The organism is Enterovibrio coralii (assembly GCF_001559595.1).
Lineage (GTDB): Bacteria > Pseudomonadota > Gammaproteobacteria > Enterobacterales > Vibrionaceae > Enterovibrio > Enterovibrio coralii.
Map to the genome: position 1 here is coordinate 17095 of NZ_LNTY01000035.1, position 16183 is coordinate 33277.

The window sequence follows — 16183 nt, forward strand, 5'->3', positions numbered from 1 at the left end:
GCCAATGAACGCAACAAAACGTGGATTGGGCAAAGGGCTCGATGCACTACTTGCGACCAGTGCTCAAGCACAATCGCGCGTAGATTTGAACGCCGAATCACGCGAAACGGCGAGCAACAGTGAGTTGCAGTATTTGTCGTTAAACATGCTTCAACCGGGTACCTATCAGCCTCGTCAAGATATGGCCCCTGAAGCACTTGAAGAGTTGGCTGAGTCCATTCGCGCCCAAGGGGTGATTCAGCCTTTGGTGGTGCGCCAGACGGCTCAACACTATGAAATTATTGCGGGTGAGCGACGTTTTCGCGCATCCAAAATGGCTGGGCTGACGCATGTGCCGTGCTTGGTACGTGATTTAACGGATAAAGCAGCCAGTGCCATTGCGCTGATCGAGAACATTCAGCGCGAAGACCTCAATGCCATGGAAGAGGCTGAAGCTCTAGAAAAGCTTGTCCAAGACTTCTCTCTTACACATCAGCAATTGGCTGAGGCGTTGGGTAAATCGAGAACGACCATCAGTAACCTTCTCCGCTTAAATGGCCTTGAAGCCGGCGTGAAAAAGCTGCTTTTGAACCGTCAGCTCGAAATGGGCCATGCGCGTGCCCTGCTTGCACTGGAAGGTGAAGCTCAAATTGAAGCCGCGCTTGCCTCTGTGAACAAAAAAATGACTGTGCGCCAAACCGAAGCATTGGTGAAGAAAATGCTTACGCCTGCTACTGATAAAGTGGTAAATAGTTTGTCGCCAGAGTTCGAAGCGATTCAGGAAAAGCTGGTAAATCGTCTCGGCACCAATGTCACCATTACCCAAGCGAAAGGTGGCAAAGGCAAAATCACAATTAACTTCGATCATCAGGAAAAATTACTGCAAATTCTTGCAACTATGGGTGAGGAAGTGTGACGTCACGCGTTAGCTTTCTGTTACATATTTTTTCTTACTGTGATCAGGTTACTCTGTTGTAAAATTTAGTCTCCCTTTTTGGTGCAATCAGATTGCAATCAAAAGGGCGACCCGTATAATTTTTGCAGTTTTCCCAGCACGACAGTGCAAAGAGGAAAGGAATCGAGGAACGAATACATGGTATCGACGCTCGCGCGACCAGGTCGCAAGCTTGCGAAAAGGTTGCTGCTGTTACAAGCGTGCGTCGTGTTAGCAACGGCAATCTTGATGGTGACCACCATCAATGTCGACTGGGGAATTTCCGCATTAATTGGCGGGGGCATCTTTGTAGTTGCCAACGCAGCGTTTGCGCTGTGTGCTTTCCTTTTTAGTGGGGCTCGAGCGGCCAAACTGGTTGTAGCATCATTCTACAGCGGTGAAGTGCTCAAGATTCTGCTAACCGTCGTTTTATTCTCCGTTGTTTACCTGTATGCCGAGGTGGAACTTGTTCCCCTCAAACTGACCTATTTGCTGGTTCTCGGAATTAATATCCTTGCGCCAGTTTTATTCATTAACAACAACAAATAGGATGAGTTATGCTGCGCCAGGTGAAGCGCTTACACCTTCCAGTTATATCTCTCACCACCTGACCAACCTGTCTACGGACAAGCTGGGTCTGGCGAGTGAGGGTAGCTTCTGGTCGGTGCACATTGATAGCCTGTTTTTCTCTGTCCTGATCGGTATCGGCTTTCTTTGGCTGTTCCGCTCTGTGGCGAAGAAAGCAACCACCGGAGTACCAGGAAAGCTTCAGTGTTTTGTGGAAATGTTGGTCGAATTCGTTGACGAAAACGTTCGAGAAACCTTCCACGGCAAAAATCCACTGATTGCGCCTCTGGCTCTGACCATTTTCGTCTGGATATTCTTGATGAACACGATGGACCTTGTGCCTATCGACTTTATTCCTTATCCAGCGGAATTGCTTGGTATTCCTTACATGAAGGTAGTACCAACGGCAGACGTAAATATCACCCTTGCAATGGCGTTAGGTGTCTTCTTCTTGATGATCTACTACAGCATCAAGGTGAAAGGTCTTGGCGGTTTTGCTAAAGAACTGGCTCTTCACCCGTTCAACCACCCAATCATGATCCGTTCAACCTGCTTCTTGAAGTGGTATCGCTGCTGGCGAAACCAATTTCACTGGGTATGCGTCTGTTCGGTAACATGTTTGCTGGTGAGGTGGTATTTATCCTGATTGCGGCACTTCTGCCGTGGTGGGCGCAATGGTTGGGTTCGTTACCGTGGGCAATCTTCCACATTCTGGTTATTACCATCCAAGCGTTCGTCTTTATGATGCTGACTATCGTGTACCTGTCTCAGGCGCATGAAGATTCACATTAATACGTTTTTAAGTAAGCAACTTTTGTTAGACCTTCCGGCGTAAATTAGTAGGCCGACAACAAGAAACTGGAGATAGTGATGGAAACTTTATTGAGCTTTTCTGCAATTGCCGTTGGCATCATTGTAGGTCTTGCTTCCCTGGGTACTGCGATTGGTTTCGCACTGCTTGGCGGTAAATTCCTTGAGGGTGCTGCTCGTCAACCTGAGATGGCTCCTATGCTGCAAGTTAAGATGTTCATCATCGCTGGTCTGCTGGATGCGGTTCCAATGATCGGTATCGTAATCGCACTGCTGTTCACCTTTGCAAACCCATTCGTCGGTCAGCTGGGTTAAGTCGCCTGTATCGTACCTGTAGCTAACTAACTGGGAGGCGCTGTTGTGAATATCAACGCAACTCTATTTGGCCAGGCGATCGCATTCTTTATGTTTGTGGTGTTCTGCATGAAATATGTATGGCCACCCATCATGCAGGCGATTGAAGAACGTCAGAAGAAAATTGCTGACGGTCTTGCGGCAGCCGAGCGTGCCGCAAAAGACCTGGATTTGGCCCAGGCTAACGCTTCTGATCAAATGAAAGAAGCAAAGCGCGCTGCAACTGAGATCATCGATCAGGCAAACAAGCGTAAAGCACAAATTCTGGATCAAGCCCGCGAAGAAGCATCTGTGGAACGCGAAAATATCCTTAACCAAGGAAAGGCTGAGCTAGAAGCTGAACGTAACCGTGCCCGCGATGAACTGCGCAAACAAGTTGCAACTCTGGCCGTTATCGGTGCTGAGAAGATCCTAGAGCGTTCGATTGATGCGAATGCCCATAAAGATATTCTCGATAAAATCACTGCAGAACTTTAACAAGGAGGGGCAGCTATGTCTGAACTGACTACTATCGCACGCCCCTACGCTAAAGCAGCCTTCGACTTGGCAGTGGAAAAAAGCGAATTAGACCAATGGTCTGAAATGCTGACCTTCGCTGCCGAAGTCGCCCGCAATGAAACCATCGAGGATTTCCTTGGTGGTATGCATTCAGCTGAGAAGTTGACTGAGATTTTTCTCTCAGTATGCGGTGAGCAGCTCAATGAGTATGGTCAGAACCTGATTAAGGTGATGGCTGAAAACGGACGCCTAAAAGCACTGCCTGACGTATGTGCCCAGTTTATGGTTCTTCGCCATGACTATGAGAAGCAAGTCGACGTTGACGTTGTTTCTGCAGTCGCGCTGGATGAAGCGCAACTGGATGCTATTGCCAGCAAGCTAGAAGCCCGCCTTGAGCGCAAAGTGAAGCTGAACTGTAGTGTAGACGAGACCCTGGTTGCCGGGGTTGTGATTCGAGCTGGAGACTTGGTCATCGATAACTCAGTAAGCGGCCGTATGCGCCGACTGAGCGATGCATTGCAGTCTTGATTTGGGGAATTGGAGCATGCAACTTAATTCCACGGAAATTAGCGACCTGATCAAACAGCGAATTGAGAAATTCAACGTTGTTAGTGAAGCTCGCAACGAAGGTACCATCGTGTCAGTCAGCGACGGTATCATTCGCATCCATGGCCTTGCTGACGCAATGCAAGGTGAAATGATTGAACTACCAGGCAACCGTTACGCACTGGCGCTTAACCTTGAGCGCGACTCTGTAGGTGCGGTTGTTATGGGTCCATATGCTGACCTTCAGGAAGGCATGAAAGTAACCGGTACTGGTCGCATTCTTGAAGTACCAGTAGGTCCAGAACTGCTGGGTCGTGTGGTTAACACCCTGGGTGAGCCAATCGACGGTAAAGGTCCTATCAACGCAGCACTGACTTCTCCTGTAGAAGTGATTGCACCTGGCGTAATCGCACGTCAGTCGGTAGACCAACCAGTACAGACCGGTTACAAAGCGGTTGACTCAATGATCCAATCGGCCGTGGCCAGCGTGAGCTGATCATCGGTGACCGTCAGACTGGTAAAACAGCACTGGCAATCGATGCGATCATTAACCAGAAGAACTCTGGTATCTACTCTATCTACGTTGCTATCGGCCAGAAAGCGTCAACTATCGCTAACGTTGTACGCAAACTGGAAGAGCACGACGCACTGAAAAACACCATCGTTGTTGTGGCATCTGCTTCTGAAGCAGCGGCACTGCAATACCTGGCACCATACTCAGGTTGTGCGATGGGTGAATACTTCCGTGACCGCGGTGAAGATGCACTGATCGTATACGATGATCTGTCTAAACAAGCTGTTGCTTACCGTCAGATTTCTCTGTTGCTGCGTCGTCCACCAGGCCGTGAAGCATTCCCAGGTGACGTCTTCTACCTCCACTCTCGTCTGCTGGAGCGTGCTGCACGTGTTAACGCAACTTACGTTGAGAAATTCACCAACGGTGAAGTGACGGGCAAAACCGGTTCTCTGACCGCACTGCCAATCATCGAAACCCAAGCGGGTGACGTATCTGCGTTCGTACCTACCAACGTTATCTCGATCACTGATGGTCAGATCTTCCTGCAAACCGAACTGTTTAACTCAGGCATCCGTCCTGCCGTTGACCCAGGTATCTCGGTATCGCGTGTAGGTGGTTCTGCTCAGACCAAGATCATTAAGAAACTGTCTGGTGGTATCCGTACCGCACTGGCTCAGTACCGTGAACTGGCGGCGTTCGCACAGTTCTCTTCAGACCTTGATGAAGCGACTAAGAAGCAGCTGAACCACGGTCAGAAAGTTACCGAGCTGATGAAGCAGAAGCAATATGCACCAATGTCTGTTTTCGAACAGGGATTGATGATTTTCGCAGCAGAAAAAGGCCACCTGTCAGACATCGAGCTGAACAAACTGGCTGATTTCGAAGCGGCTCTGCTTGCATATGCGAAAGGTCAGTTTGCCGAGCTGGTTGCGACTGTCGATGAGACTGGCGACTACAACAGCGACATTGAAGCTCAACTTACTAAGTTGGTTGAAGACTTCAAGGCAACTCAAACCTGGTAATGCGTGGAAGGCCGCTTAGGCGGCCTTCTGATAACGGAGAGTAACGATGGCCGGCGCAAAAGAAATTCGTAACAAGATCGGAAGTGTTAAAAGTACACAGAAGATCACCAAAGCGATGGAAATGGTTGCCGCTTCTAAAATGCGTCGTTCGCAAGACGCAATGGAAGCCTCCCGTCCATACGCGACTACTATGCGCAAAGTGATCGGTCATGTCGCACTTGGTAACCTTGAGTATCGCCATCCATATTTGGAAGAGCGTGAAGCCAAGCGCGTCGGTTACATCATCGTATCTTCAGACCGTGGTCTGTGTGGCGGCTTGAACATTAACCTGTTCAAACGTGCCATCAATGATATGCAAGCGTGGACGGAAAAAGGTGCAGAAGTTGAAACTGCCCTGATCGGTTCAAAAGCGACTGCATTCTTTAACAGCTACGGCGGTAAAGTTTCAGCACAAGTATCTGGTCTGGGCGATAGCCCAACACTGGAAGACCTGATCGGTACGGTCGGTGTGATGCTGAAAAAATATGATGAAGGCCAACTGGATCGCCTGTATCTGGTTTACAACCAGTTTGTAAACACCATGACGCAGGAACCAGTGATCGATCAAATGCTGCCTTTGCCTAAGTCAGAAGACGAGGAAATGCAGCGCAACCATGCTTGGGACTACATCTATGAGCCTGAGCCAAAACCACTGCTGGATACCCTGCTGGTTCGCTATGTCGAGTCTCAGGTGTACCAAGGCGTAGTGGAAAACCTCGCTTGTGAGCAAGCGGCGCGAATGGTTGCGATGAAGGCTGCAACAGATAATGCAGGGAATCTGATTGACGAACTGCAACTGGTGTATAACAAAGCCCGTCAGGCTGCAATTACCCAAGAGCTGTCGGAGATCGTCTCCGGTGCAGCTGCTGTGTAAGGCAAGGGCCAACGAAATATTTTTAGAGGAATAACGATGGCTACAGGTAAGATCGTTCAGATCATCGGTGCGGTAGTCGACGTAGAGTTTTCACAAGAGTCTGTACCTCAGGTATATGACGCACTGAACGTGAAACGTGAAGGCGAGCGTCTGGTGCTGGAAGTTCAGCAGCAGCTGGGTGGTGGTATCGTCCGTACCATCGCTATGGGTTCGTCTGATGGTCTGCGTCGTGGACTGGAAGTTGAGAACACTGGCAAGCCGATTGAAGTACCAGTAGGTACGGAAACTCTGGGACGTATCATGAACGTTCTGGGCGACGCAATCGACGAGCGTGGCGATATCGGTGAGAAAGAGCGTTACTCTATTCACCGCAGTGCACCAAGCTATGAAGATCAGTCAAACGAGACTGCCCTTCTGGAAACCGGTGTAAAAGTTATCGACCTGGTTTGTCCATTCGCTAAGGGTGGTAAAATCGGTCTGTTCGGTGGTGCAGGTGTAGGTAAGACCGTTAACATGATGGAGCTTATCAACAACATCGCACTGCAGCACTCTGGTCTGTCAGTATTCGCCGGTGTTGGTGAGCGTACTCGTGAAGGTAACGACTTCTACTTCGAGATGCAGGAAGCGGGCGTTGTAAACGTTGAGAATCCAGCAGAATCAAAAGTAGCAATGGTTTACGGTCAGATGAACGAGCCACCAGGTAACCGTCTGCGCGTTGCACTGACTGGTCTGACAATGGCTGAGCGTTTCCGTGACGAAGGTCGTGACGTTCTGCTGTTCATCGATAACATCTATCGTTACACCCTGGCAGGTACCGAAGTATCTGCACTGCTGGGTCGTATGCCATCTGCGGTAGGTTACCAACCTACACTTGCAGAAGAGATGGGTGTACTTCAGGAGCGTATCACGTCAACCAAATCAGGTTCTATCACGTCTGTACAGGCGGTATACGTACCTGCGGATGACTTGACTGACCCGTCTCCGGCAACCACGTTTGCTCACTTGGACGCAACCGTTGTACTTTCTCGTAACATCGCAGCTCTGGGTCTGTACCCAGCGATCGACCCACTGGACTCAACCTCTCGTCAGCTTGATCCACTGGTTATCGGTCAAGAGCACTACGATGTTGCTCGTGGCGTGCAGACTGTTCTGCAGCGTTATAAAGAGCTGAAAGACATCATTGCAATTCTGGGTATGGACGAGCTGTCTGAAGAAGATAAGCTGACCGTAGCACGTGCACGTAAGATTGAGCGCTTCCTGACTCAGCCTTACCACGTAGCAGAAGTCTTCACCGGCCAACCAGGTGTGTATGTTTCGCTGAAAGACACTATCACAGGCTTCAAAGGTCTGCTGAATGGTGAGTACGACGATATCCCAGAGCAGGCATTCCTGTACTGTGGTGCTATCGAAGAAGTACTGGAAAAAGCGAAGAACCTGTAACAGCTGGTAGGAGGCGATATGGCAGCGATGACCTTCCACCTGGACGTTGTAAGCGCAGAGAAACAACTGTTTTCTGGCCGTGCTGAGACGATTCAGGTAACTGGTAGCGAAGGTGAACTGGGTATTTATCCTGGTCACACCCCGCTGCTGACCGCCGTCACGCCGGGCATGATCCGCATTATCAAGCAACACGGCCATGAAGAGGTAATCTACCTTTCTGGCGGTATGCTGGAAGTGCAACCAAACACAGTCACTGTGTTGGCCGACACCGCAATCCGCGGCGTTGATTTGGATCAGGCAAAGGCTGAAGAAGCGAAGCGTCGTGCAGAGGATCGTATCCTCAACAAGCACGGTGATATGGACTTTGCTCAGGCGGCCAGTGATCTGGCCAAAGCGATTGCCCAGCTTCGAGTAATCGAGCTGACAAAAAAGGCACGCTAACCAGGTAACGCACCAAAGCTGAAAAGGCGACCCTTGGGTCGCCTTTTTTATATCTTCAATTTAATGAGAGAACTGTCTATTTTCTCTGATAGTGTGTCTTCAAATTGTAATTTTCTTCATAGAATCATCCCGTTTGGTGACCTAAGCGGCTACAATAAGACACTTAATTGACGTGTAACCTAGATACAAAGGATGTCGACTCCATGAGTTTCAGTGCTGTGATTTTGGCTGCGGGCAAAGGGACCCGTATGTATTCGAACCTGCCAAAAGTGCTTCATACCCTGGCGGGTAAGCCAATGGTCAAGCATGTGATTGATACATGCACCTCTCTGGGGGCTCAAAACCTGCATTTGGTATACGGCCATGGCGGCGACGCGATGAAGCTGCGCTGGTGGAAGAGCCTGTAAATTGGGTTTTGCAAGCTGAGCAGTTGGGTACCGGCCATGCGGTAGCGCAAGCAGCACCTGAGTTTAATGACGATGAGCAAGTGCTTATCCTTTATGGTGATGTCCCACTGATTTCTGAGCAAACGGTTGAAAACCTGCTCGACGCTCAGCCTGTTGGCGGTATCGCGTTGTTAACTGTGGTGTTGGACAACCCTTCAGGTTACGGCCGCATTGTTCGCCGTAACGGTCCTGTGGTGGCAATCGTAGAAGATAAAGACGCATCACAAGAACAAAAGCTGATTAAAGAGATCAACACCGGTGTGATGGTTGCAACGGGTCGCGACTTGCGCCGTTGGTTGTCGGCGCTCAAAAACGAAAACGCACAGGGTGAATACTACCTGACTGACGTGATTGCGATTGCACACGAGGAAGGCCGTGCAGTAGAAGCCGTGCACCCAGAAAGCGCAATAGAAGTAGAAGGCGTGAATAACCGCATTCAACTGGCGCGTTTGGAGCGAGCCTATCAGGCGGCGCAAGCGGAGAAGCTGTTGGAAAGCGGTGTGATGCTGCGTGACCCTGCGCGTTTCGACCTTCGTGGTCAGCTGCAATGTGGGACAGACGTAGAAATTGATGTAAACGTTGTCATTGAAGGTTCAGTCACGCTGGGTGACAACGTGTTCATCGGCGCAGGCTGCGTGCTGAAAGACTGTGAGATTGACGACAACACTGTTGTACGTCCTTACAGCGTGATTGAAGGCGCATCCGTGGGTGAAGATTGTACTGTTGGTCCATTTACCCGTTTGCGCCCTGGCGCGGAGCTGGTGGGAGACTCTCACGTTGGTAACTTTGTAGAGGTGAAGAACGCGCGTTTGGGTCAAGGCTCTAAGGCGAACCACCTGACTTACCTCGGTGATGCAGAGATTGGCGATCGCGTAAATATCGGTGCGGGTACCATTACTTGTAACTATGATGGCGCGAATAAACACAAGACAATCATCGAAGATGACGTGTTTGTTGGCTCCGATAGCCAGATTGTGGCACCTGTAACCATCAAAAAAGGTGCGACAGTTGGTGCGGGCACCACAGTGACAACCAATGTGGGTGAACAGCAACTTATCATTACCCGCAGCAAAGCAAGAGCGATTGACGGCTGGCAACGTCCTACCAAGAACAAATAATCGCCAAAATCCAAGAAAAAACACCGCAAAAGCGGTGTTTTTTCATTTTTAGCTTAAAACATAAGCAAACGGAAAAATGGGGGTTGACGCCCTACCCAATCCGCAATATTATACGCGCCTCTGTTGGGGTATCGCCAAGCGGTAAGGCAGCGGCTTTTGATGCCGCCATTCCCTGGTTCGAATCCAGGTACCCCAGCCAGAACGCGACCGTAGCTCAGCTGGATAGAGTACCTGGCTACGAACCAGGCGGTCGGAGGTTCGAATCCTCCCGGTCGCGCCATCTCCTCCTCAATGGAGTTGAGATAACAATTTGTATGCGGAAGTGGCGAAATTGGTAGACGCACCAGATTTAGGTTCTGGCGCCGCAAGGTGTGAGAGTTCAAGTCTCTCCTTCCGCACCATTATTTAAAGATCATGCTTTCGAGCGTGGTTGCTGTTGGGGTATCGCCAAGCGGTAAGGCAGCGGCTTTTGATGCCGCCATTCCCTGGTTCGAATCCAGGTACCCCAGCCATTTTTCAGGTTGGCTACGTAGCTCAGTTGGTTAGAGCACATCACTCATAATGATGGGGTCACAGGTTCGAATCCCGTCGTAGCCACCACTTATTCGAAAGTCTCATGACTTTCTGCTAGATAAGACACCTTACCAGTGTCTACGAGTACTAAACTCAATATCGGCAAAATTGCGATGGTGGCGGAATTGGTAGACGCGCTAGCTTCAGGTGTTAGTGTCCTAACGGACGTGAGAGTTCAAGTCTCTCCCTTCGCACCAAACATCACTTAATCCTCATTGAGGGTTGGGTAAAACAATTTGCGGAAGTGGCGAAATTGGTAGACGCACCAGATTTAGGTTCTGGCGCCGCAAGGTGTGAGAGTTCAAGTCTCTCCTTCCGCACCATGATTTAAAGCAGGCTCTTGAGCCTGCTTTTTTTCTATCTGTTACTTTTCAAATCCCTGCACGCACTGCGTCTCTTTCCCCGAATCTCTGTATAATTCCTTTTTGTGCTCCGGATCAACTCTTCGTGATTTCGCTCGCATTTTAATCTTGATCTCTCGCTAACTTATATAATATCTTTCGAAACGAAAGTTTGGTGGTTACATGTCGAAACGTAATACTCAACAAAGGCGTCATGCTATCGTTGCTATGCTGACTGAAAAAGGGAAAGTCAGTGTTGATGAACTCTCATCGCTATTTGAAACCTCGGAAGTAACGATACGTAAAGACCTTGCTGAGCTTGAGAAAAACGGAATTTTGCTTCGACGCTATGGCGGTGCTGTTCCGGTTCCTCATGAAATGGTTTCGGAAAATGCGGTAAAAGTTTCGGAACAAAAGTTAGCGATCGCAAAAATGGCGGTAAGTCGGATCCGCGACCATAATCGAATAGTAGTGGATAGCGGCTCGACAACGGCTGCGTTAATTCCACTGCTAAACCATAAACGAGGTTTGGTCGTGATGACGAATTCCCTCAATGTTGCTCAGGCAATCAAAGAGTTGGAAAACGAACCGACGTTGTTAATGACGGGCGGGACTTGGGACCCGCATTCTGAAGCTTTTCAGGGACAAGTGGCCGAGCAGGCATTGCGCGCATACGACTTTGATCAGCTCTTTATCGGTGCCGATGGCATTGATGTAGAGCGTGGCACAACGACATTTAATGAGATCGTCGGCTTAAGCCGCGTGATGTCTGACGTGTCACGTGAAGTGATCGTGCTGATTGAGTCAGACAAGATAGGACGGAAAATCCCGAATCTTGAGTTGCCCTGGCAAGTGATTACGACCGTTATTACGGACAGCTGTATCGATGACACCACCAAACGCGCCATTGAAAAGATGGGCACAGAGGTGATCTGCGCCCCTTAATACTGATTGGGGTTAATTATGTGTGGAATTGTGGGAGCTGTTGCGCAGCGCGACATTGCAGAAATTTTGCTGGAAGGGCTGCGTCGATTGGAATATCGAGGGTATGACTCGTCAGGTCTGGCTGTTGTCGATAGCGACAAGGTGCTAACCCGCACGCGTCGTGTCGGCAAAGTGAAAATGCTCTCTGATGCCTTGGCTGAGCAGCTATCACTGGGGGCACAGGTATTGCTCACACCCGTTGGGCGACGCACGGCGAGCCAAGTGAGGCGAATGCGCATCCACACACCTCAGGCGAGAACATCGCTGTTGTTCATAACGGCATCATTGAAAACCACGAATCCCTGCGCACCTTGCTGCAATCTCGTGGGTATGTCTTTTCGTCCCAAACCGATACAGAAGTCATCGCCCACTTGGTGGATTGGGAGTTGTCTCAGGGCGGCACCTTGTTGCAAGCCTTTCAACGTACCGTGAGTCAGTTGGACGGGGCGTACGGCACAGTAGTGATGGACCGCCGAGACCCGCAGAGACTTATCGCCGCCCGCTCAGGCAGTCCGCTGGTCATTGGGTTAGGTATCGGTGAGAACTTTCTCGCGTCCGATCAATTGGCGTTGCTGTCGGTGACCCGTCGTTTCATCTTCCTTGAAGAAGGGGATGTGGCTGAAATTACCCGTCGTGAAGTGAATATTTGCAATTTGCAAGGCGAGCCTGTCAACCGAGAAATCCACGAGTCTTCGCTTGAGCATGACGCAGCCGACAAAGGCCAATTCCGTCATTACATGCAAAAAGAAGTCTTTGAGCAGCCCTCTGCCATCATCAACACCCTCGAAGGGCGCATTGATAACGACTCAGTGCGCGTCGACAGCATTGGCCATGGTGCGTCTGATATTCTGGCGCGTGCAGAGCACATTCAAATTATTGCCTGCGGCACCTCGTACAACGCGGGTTATGTGGCGAAATACTGGTTTGAGTCCATCGCTGGCATTAGCTGTGACGTGGAAATCGCCTCTGAGTTTCGTTATCGCAACTTTGTCACTCGCCCAAATAGCCTGCTTATCACGCTCTCCCAATCCGGAGAGACCGCCGATACCCTTGCAGCACTTCGCTTGGCGAAAGAGCGCGGCTTTATGGCAGCCATGACGGTGTGTAACGTTGCCGGCTCATCCTTGGTGCGCGAATCCGATTTGGCATTTATGACCCGCGCCGGGGCTGAAATTGGTGTTGCATCCACCAAGGCCTTTACCACCCAGCTTGCGGCACTTCTGATGCTGGTGACAGCGGTCGGTAAGATCAAAGGGCATGTCGATCGCGATCAAGAAGCAAAGATCGTCCAAGCTCTGCATCGTCTGCCAAACGATATTGAGCAAGCACTGGTGCTGGATAAGCAAATCGAGTTGTTGGCCGAGGACTTTGCCGATAAACACCATGCGCTGTTTTTAGGGCGTGGCGAGTTTTACCCGATTGCGATGGAGTCTGCACTCAAGCTCAAAGAGATCTCTTACATCCACGCAGAAGCGTACGCCGCAGGTGAACTTAAACACGGGCCGCTTGCTCTGATTGACGCCGATATGCCGGTGATAGTGATAGCACCAAACAACGAGTTGCTTGAGAAGCTGAAATCAAACATTGAGGAAGTCCGCGCGCGCGGTGGCCAACTTTATGTATTCGCTGATAAAGAAGCCGGGTTTGAAAATACGGATGGCATGTCAATCATTGCGATGCCACATGTCGATGCCGTAAGTGCGCCGATTTTCTATACAATCCCAATGCAATTACTGTCATATCATGTGGCGTTGATTAAAGGAACAGACGTGGATCAGCCACGAAACCTGGCCAAAGCCGTGACTGTTGAGTGATTAAGAGAGTCACACCACAAAGAAAAGAGGGGGCGTTAGCCCCTTTTTTGTATCCGAAAGACGACACAGTGACGGTGGATTGCTATTTGCAACTTGGAAATCCAATGTGCGATTTGCATTTTGCAAATCATTTCGCATTCTTAATAAGACATCGCGCCTAGAAAGGTGAACACTAAATGCATGTTTGCATATAAATCTATGATTTTTAATTGAATTATTCTTGTCTAAATAGTTGGCGCGTATTGTGCATATTATCGATAAAACAGCACAAGAATAATCAAAGCTGTATGTCGTAGGGATTGAAGTATGATTGATTCAAAATCGCAAGTAGCAAAACGCATCAAAGAAGCACGTGAGTGGAAAGGCATTACTCAGGTGAAAATGGCAAAACTTCTCGAAGTTGCACGCCAAACGTATTTAGACATCGAAACGGGCAAGACGGAACCTCGCGTTCGTATGCTGTCTGAAATCGCAGAAATTACTGAGCGTCCACTGGTGTGGTTCGTTTACGGTGACGCCGACGTTGAATTGCATGATGTGCAGTACAAACAGGACGTAAACCGTCTTCTTGAGCACTTCTCTAAACTGCCTCATGAAGCACGCACGGCTATCCTAAATCAGAGTGTCAATATGGCGTCTTTCCTGGTGAATTACTCGAAACCAGCGCAAAGGGGTTGAGCACTTACTTACTTGGAGAGCCAAGTATAGCCTTGCCTGCGAAAATGGGTATTGCACATATACGTTGTCATATGGCTTAGGCAACACCAGCCTTATTTCACAATTCAATGACGCTTTGCATGTGAAGGCAACCACGCTGTGCATAATGCAGGATCTAGCAGTTAAGCGCGTTATGAGAACCGACTACGGATAGTTGGTGGAGTAACGTCGAGTTGTGGGGCAATAAGCGATGTTGATTGTCAAAGCTCATGTTGCTCAGCGAATTCGTGAAGCGCGAGAATATCGCGATATAACGCAAGTAGAGATGGCTAAGTACCTTAACGTGGCGCGCCAGACTTATCTCGATATCGAGTCGGGGAAGACGGAGCCCAAAGTGTCATCTCTGGTCATGATCGCTGAAGTAACTGGTCGTCCGTTGAATTGGTTGTTATACGGCGAAAGCTCACGAAGTGACATCGCGTTTACACACCGAGAAGAGTTGAACCGATTGTTAACCCTGTTTAGCAGTCTTCCTCAATCGGCGCGTGATCTCGTGATGGAGCAGGCGTTGTTGTTTGCCGAATACATGGTGAATATGCCAGCCAAGCAAGACACTGAGAAAAACGAAACTCTCTAGTAAAAAAGCCCAGCGAATGCTGGGCTTTTTCTTTATGAGGATTTGGCGAGGAAGAATCGATAGGACGGGTTGTCCGTTTCGTCTTTCCAGGAATAACCCAATTCTCTTAAGTGCGCGGTAAAAGACAACAAGTCTTTGTCATCGAGCTCAAAACCACACAGTACACGGCCATAATCGGCACCGTGGTTGCGGTAGTTAAAGATACTGATGTTCCAATGCGTACCTAATGTATTGAGAAAACGCAGCAGGGCACCCGGGTATTCCGGGAACTCAAAGCTGTAGAGGCGTTCTTTCATTGCTTTGGTTGGACGGCCGCCAATCATATAGCGAATGTGAACCTTCGCCATTTCATCGTCTGACAAGTCCACCACCGGATACCCGCCTTTGCGCAGATCGGCAATGATGCCATCAAGCTCTTCCTGACCGTTTAGCAAACGCACACCGACAAAGATGTTGGCCAGCGCATCGTTGCTGTGACGGTAGTTGAACTCGGTTACCGCGCGTCCGCCGAGGATTTTGCAAAACTCGAGAAAGGCACCGGTCTGCTCTGGGATCGTTACCGCCAGCAAACCTTCACGTTTTTCACCCAGCTCCGCGCGCTCAGAGACGTATCTCAGGCTGTGGAAATTGGTGTTGGCACCGGAAAGGATCGCGGCAAGGTTTTTTCCCTGCACCTGATGTTGGTCGACATACTTTTTCAAACCGGCGAGCGAAAGGGCACCCGCAGGCTCTGAAATTGCGCGCGTGTCTTCGAAGATATCTTTGACTGCGGCACAAATTTCATCGCTGGAGACGGTGACCATGTCGTCTAAGTGCGCCTGACACAAACGGAAAGACTCATCACCGATGCGCTTGACCGCCACACCGTCGGCAAAGGTGCCGACATTGTCGAGGGTAACTGGCTCGCCCGCATCCAACGCCGCTTTAAGACACGCAGAGTCTTCTGCTTCCACGCCAATTAGCTTCACATGAGGCATGAGTTGTTTGACGATGACCGCCACGCCCGCGGCAATACCGCCGCCGCCGACAGGTAGGAAAATATAATCAAGGTGACCGTTTTGCTGGAGCATTTCCATGCCAATGGTCCCTTGTCCGGCGATGACCGACGGGTGATCAAACGGCGGGACAAAGGTATAGCCGTGCTCGTTGGCAAGTTCGACCGCTCTGGCTTTGGCTTCGTCGAAGTTATTGCCGTGAAGCACCACATTACCGCCAAAGCCGCGTACCGCCGCCACTTTGATATCCGGTGTGGTACGAGGCATGACGATGGTGGCTTTCACGCCCAGCTTGTTACCCGACATGGCAACACCTTGGGCGTGGTTACCCGCAGACGCCGCAATGACGCCTGCTTTTTTCTGAGCCTCGGTCAACTGGGCCATCATGTTGTAGGCCCCGCGCAATTTGAACGAGTGCACCGGTTGGCGATCTTCACGCTTTAGTTGAATGGTATTGCCCAATCGCTGGGAAATTCGCGGCATGTCCTGCAACGGGCTGACAATGGCCACTTCATACACAGGCGCACGAAAAATATCGCACAGGTATTCCGCATTGCTAAGCGGTGCTGGTTCTTGTTGTTGGCGGGCCTGAGTCAT

General features: G+C 50.0%; 12 protein-coding genes, 7 tRNA genes and 4 pseudogenes. 22 read left to right on the forward strand and 1 reads right to left on the reverse strand.

Features of this window, described 5'->3' with window-relative positions; all coding sequences use genetic code 11:
- The first annotated feature begins 4 nt into the window (after window positions 1–4).
- From ATN88_RS15110 to ATN88_RS15215, 22 genes and pseudogenes are all read left to right on the forward strand, one after another.
- Window positions 5–895 carry a ParB/RepB/Spo0J family partition protein gene (locus ATN88_RS15110; protein WP_067417656.1) on the forward strand — a complete coding sequence of 297 codons (891 nt, stop codon included), beginning with the start codon at window positions 5–7 and terminating at the stop codon, window positions 893–895.
- Between the two features lie 177 nt (window positions 896–1072).
- The gene (locus tag ATN88_RS15115) at window positions 1073–1462 is read left to right on the forward strand and encodes a F0F1 ATP synthase subunit I (protein WP_067417659.1); all 390 of its coding nucleotides are present in this window, start codon (window positions 1073–1075) and stop codon (window positions 1460–1462) included.
- Between the two features lies 1 nt (window position 1463).
- Window positions 1464–2272: pseudogene (gene atpB, locus ATN88_RS15120) on the forward strand (F0F1 ATP synthase subunit A).
- A 78-nt stretch (window positions 2273–2350) separates the two neighbouring features.
- On the forward strand, window positions 2351–2605 hold the full coding sequence (atpE, locus tag ATN88_RS15125) for a F0F1 ATP synthase subunit C (RefSeq protein ID WP_002540812.1): 255 nt from the start codon (window positions 2351–2353) through the stop codon (window positions 2603–2605).
- A 45-nt stretch (window positions 2606–2650) separates the two neighbouring features.
- Window positions 2651–3121 carry a F0F1 ATP synthase subunit B gene (gene atpF, locus ATN88_RS15130; RefSeq protein WP_067417662.1) on the forward strand — a complete coding sequence of 157 codons (471 nt, stop codon included), beginning with the start codon at window positions 2651–2653 and terminating at the stop codon, window positions 3119–3121.
- 15 nt (window positions 3122–3136) lie between these two features.
- Window positions 3137–3670 carry a F0F1 ATP synthase subunit delta gene (gene atpH / locus ATN88_RS15135; RefSeq protein WP_067417665.1) on the forward strand — a complete coding sequence of 178 codons (534 nt, stop codon included), beginning with the start codon at window positions 3137–3139 and terminating at the stop codon, window positions 3668–3670.
- Window positions 3671–3686: 16 nt separating this feature from the next.
- Window positions 3687–5227: pseudogene (gene atpA / locus ATN88_RS15140) on the forward strand (F0F1 ATP synthase subunit alpha).
- A 46-nt stretch (window positions 5228–5273) separates the two neighbouring features.
- Window positions 5274–6140: a F0F1 ATP synthase subunit gamma gene (gene atpG, locus ATN88_RS15145; RefSeq protein ID WP_067417668.1), complete on the forward strand. Its 867-nt coding sequence runs from the start codon at window positions 5274–5276 to the stop codon at window positions 6138–6140.
- A 36-nt stretch (window positions 6141–6176) separates the two neighbouring features.
- Entirely contained in the window at window positions 6177–7580 is a 1404-nt protein-coding gene (gene atpD, locus ATN88_RS15150) for a F0F1 ATP synthase subunit beta (RefSeq protein WP_067417671.1), read from the forward strand.
- Window positions 7581–7598: 18 nt separating this feature from the next.
- On the forward strand, window positions 7599–8021 hold the full coding sequence (locus tag ATN88_RS15155; protein ID WP_067417674.1) for a F0F1 ATP synthase subunit epsilon: 423 nt from the start codon (window positions 7599–7601) through the stop codon (window positions 8019–8021).
- Between the two features lie 203 nt (window positions 8022–8224).
- A pseudogene (glmU, locus tag ATN88_RS15160) lies at window positions 8225–9585 on the forward strand (bifunctional UDP-N-acetylglucosamine diphosphorylase/glucosamine-1-phosphate N-acetyltransferase GlmU).
- Between the two features lie 124 nt (window positions 9586–9709).
- A tRNA-Gln gene (locus ATN88_RS15165) sits at window positions 9710–9784 on the forward strand.
- A 4-nt stretch (window positions 9785–9788) separates the two neighbouring features.
- A tRNA-Arg gene (locus ATN88_RS15170) sits at window positions 9789–9865 on the forward strand.
- A 36-nt stretch (window positions 9866–9901) separates the two neighbouring features.
- Window positions 9902–9986, forward strand: a tRNA-Leu gene (locus ATN88_RS15175).
- Between the two features lie 36 nt (window positions 9987–10022).
- Window positions 10023–10097: transfer RNA gene (locus tag ATN88_RS15180), tRNA-Gln, on the forward strand.
- A gap of 11 nt (window positions 10098–10108) precedes the next feature.
- Window positions 10109–10185 (forward strand) — tRNA-Met (locus ATN88_RS15185).
- 83 nt (window positions 10186–10268) lie between these two features.
- Window positions 10269–10355 (forward strand) — tRNA-Leu (locus ATN88_RS15190).
- Window positions 10356–10396: 41 nt separating this feature from the next.
- Window positions 10397–10481, forward strand: a tRNA-Leu gene (locus ATN88_RS15195).
- A gap of 201 nt (window positions 10482–10682) precedes the next feature.
- Window positions 10683–11444 carry a DeoR/GlpR family DNA-binding transcription regulator gene (locus tag ATN88_RS15200; RefSeq protein ID WP_067417677.1) on the forward strand — a complete coding sequence of 254 codons (762 nt, stop codon included), beginning with the start codon at window positions 10683–10685 and terminating at the stop codon, window positions 11442–11444.
- Between the two features lie 18 nt (window positions 11445–11462).
- A pseudogene (gene glmS, locus ATN88_RS15205) lies at window positions 11463–13297 on the forward strand (glutamine--fructose-6-phosphate transaminase (isomerizing)).
- 306 nt (window positions 13298–13603) lie between these two features.
- Window positions 13604–13975, forward strand: a complete 372-nt coding sequence (locus tag ATN88_RS15210) for a helix-turn-helix transcriptional regulator (protein WP_067417680.1) — start codon at window positions 13604–13606, stop codon at window positions 13973–13975.
- A gap of 229 nt (window positions 13976–14204) precedes the next feature.
- The gene (locus ATN88_RS15215) at window positions 14205–14591 is read left to right on the forward strand and encodes a helix-turn-helix domain-containing protein (RefSeq protein ID WP_067417684.1); all 387 of its coding nucleotides are present in this window, start codon (window positions 14205–14207) and stop codon (window positions 14589–14591) included.
- Window positions 14592–14623: 32 nt separating this feature from the next.
- On the opposite strand, the gene ilvA is transcribed toward ATN88_RS15215, so the two are convergent.
- On the reverse strand, window positions 14624–16183 hold the full coding sequence (ilvA, locus tag ATN88_RS15220; RefSeq protein WP_067417688.1) for a threonine ammonia-lyase, biosynthetic: 1560 nt from the start codon (window positions 16181–16183) through the stop codon (window positions 14624–14626).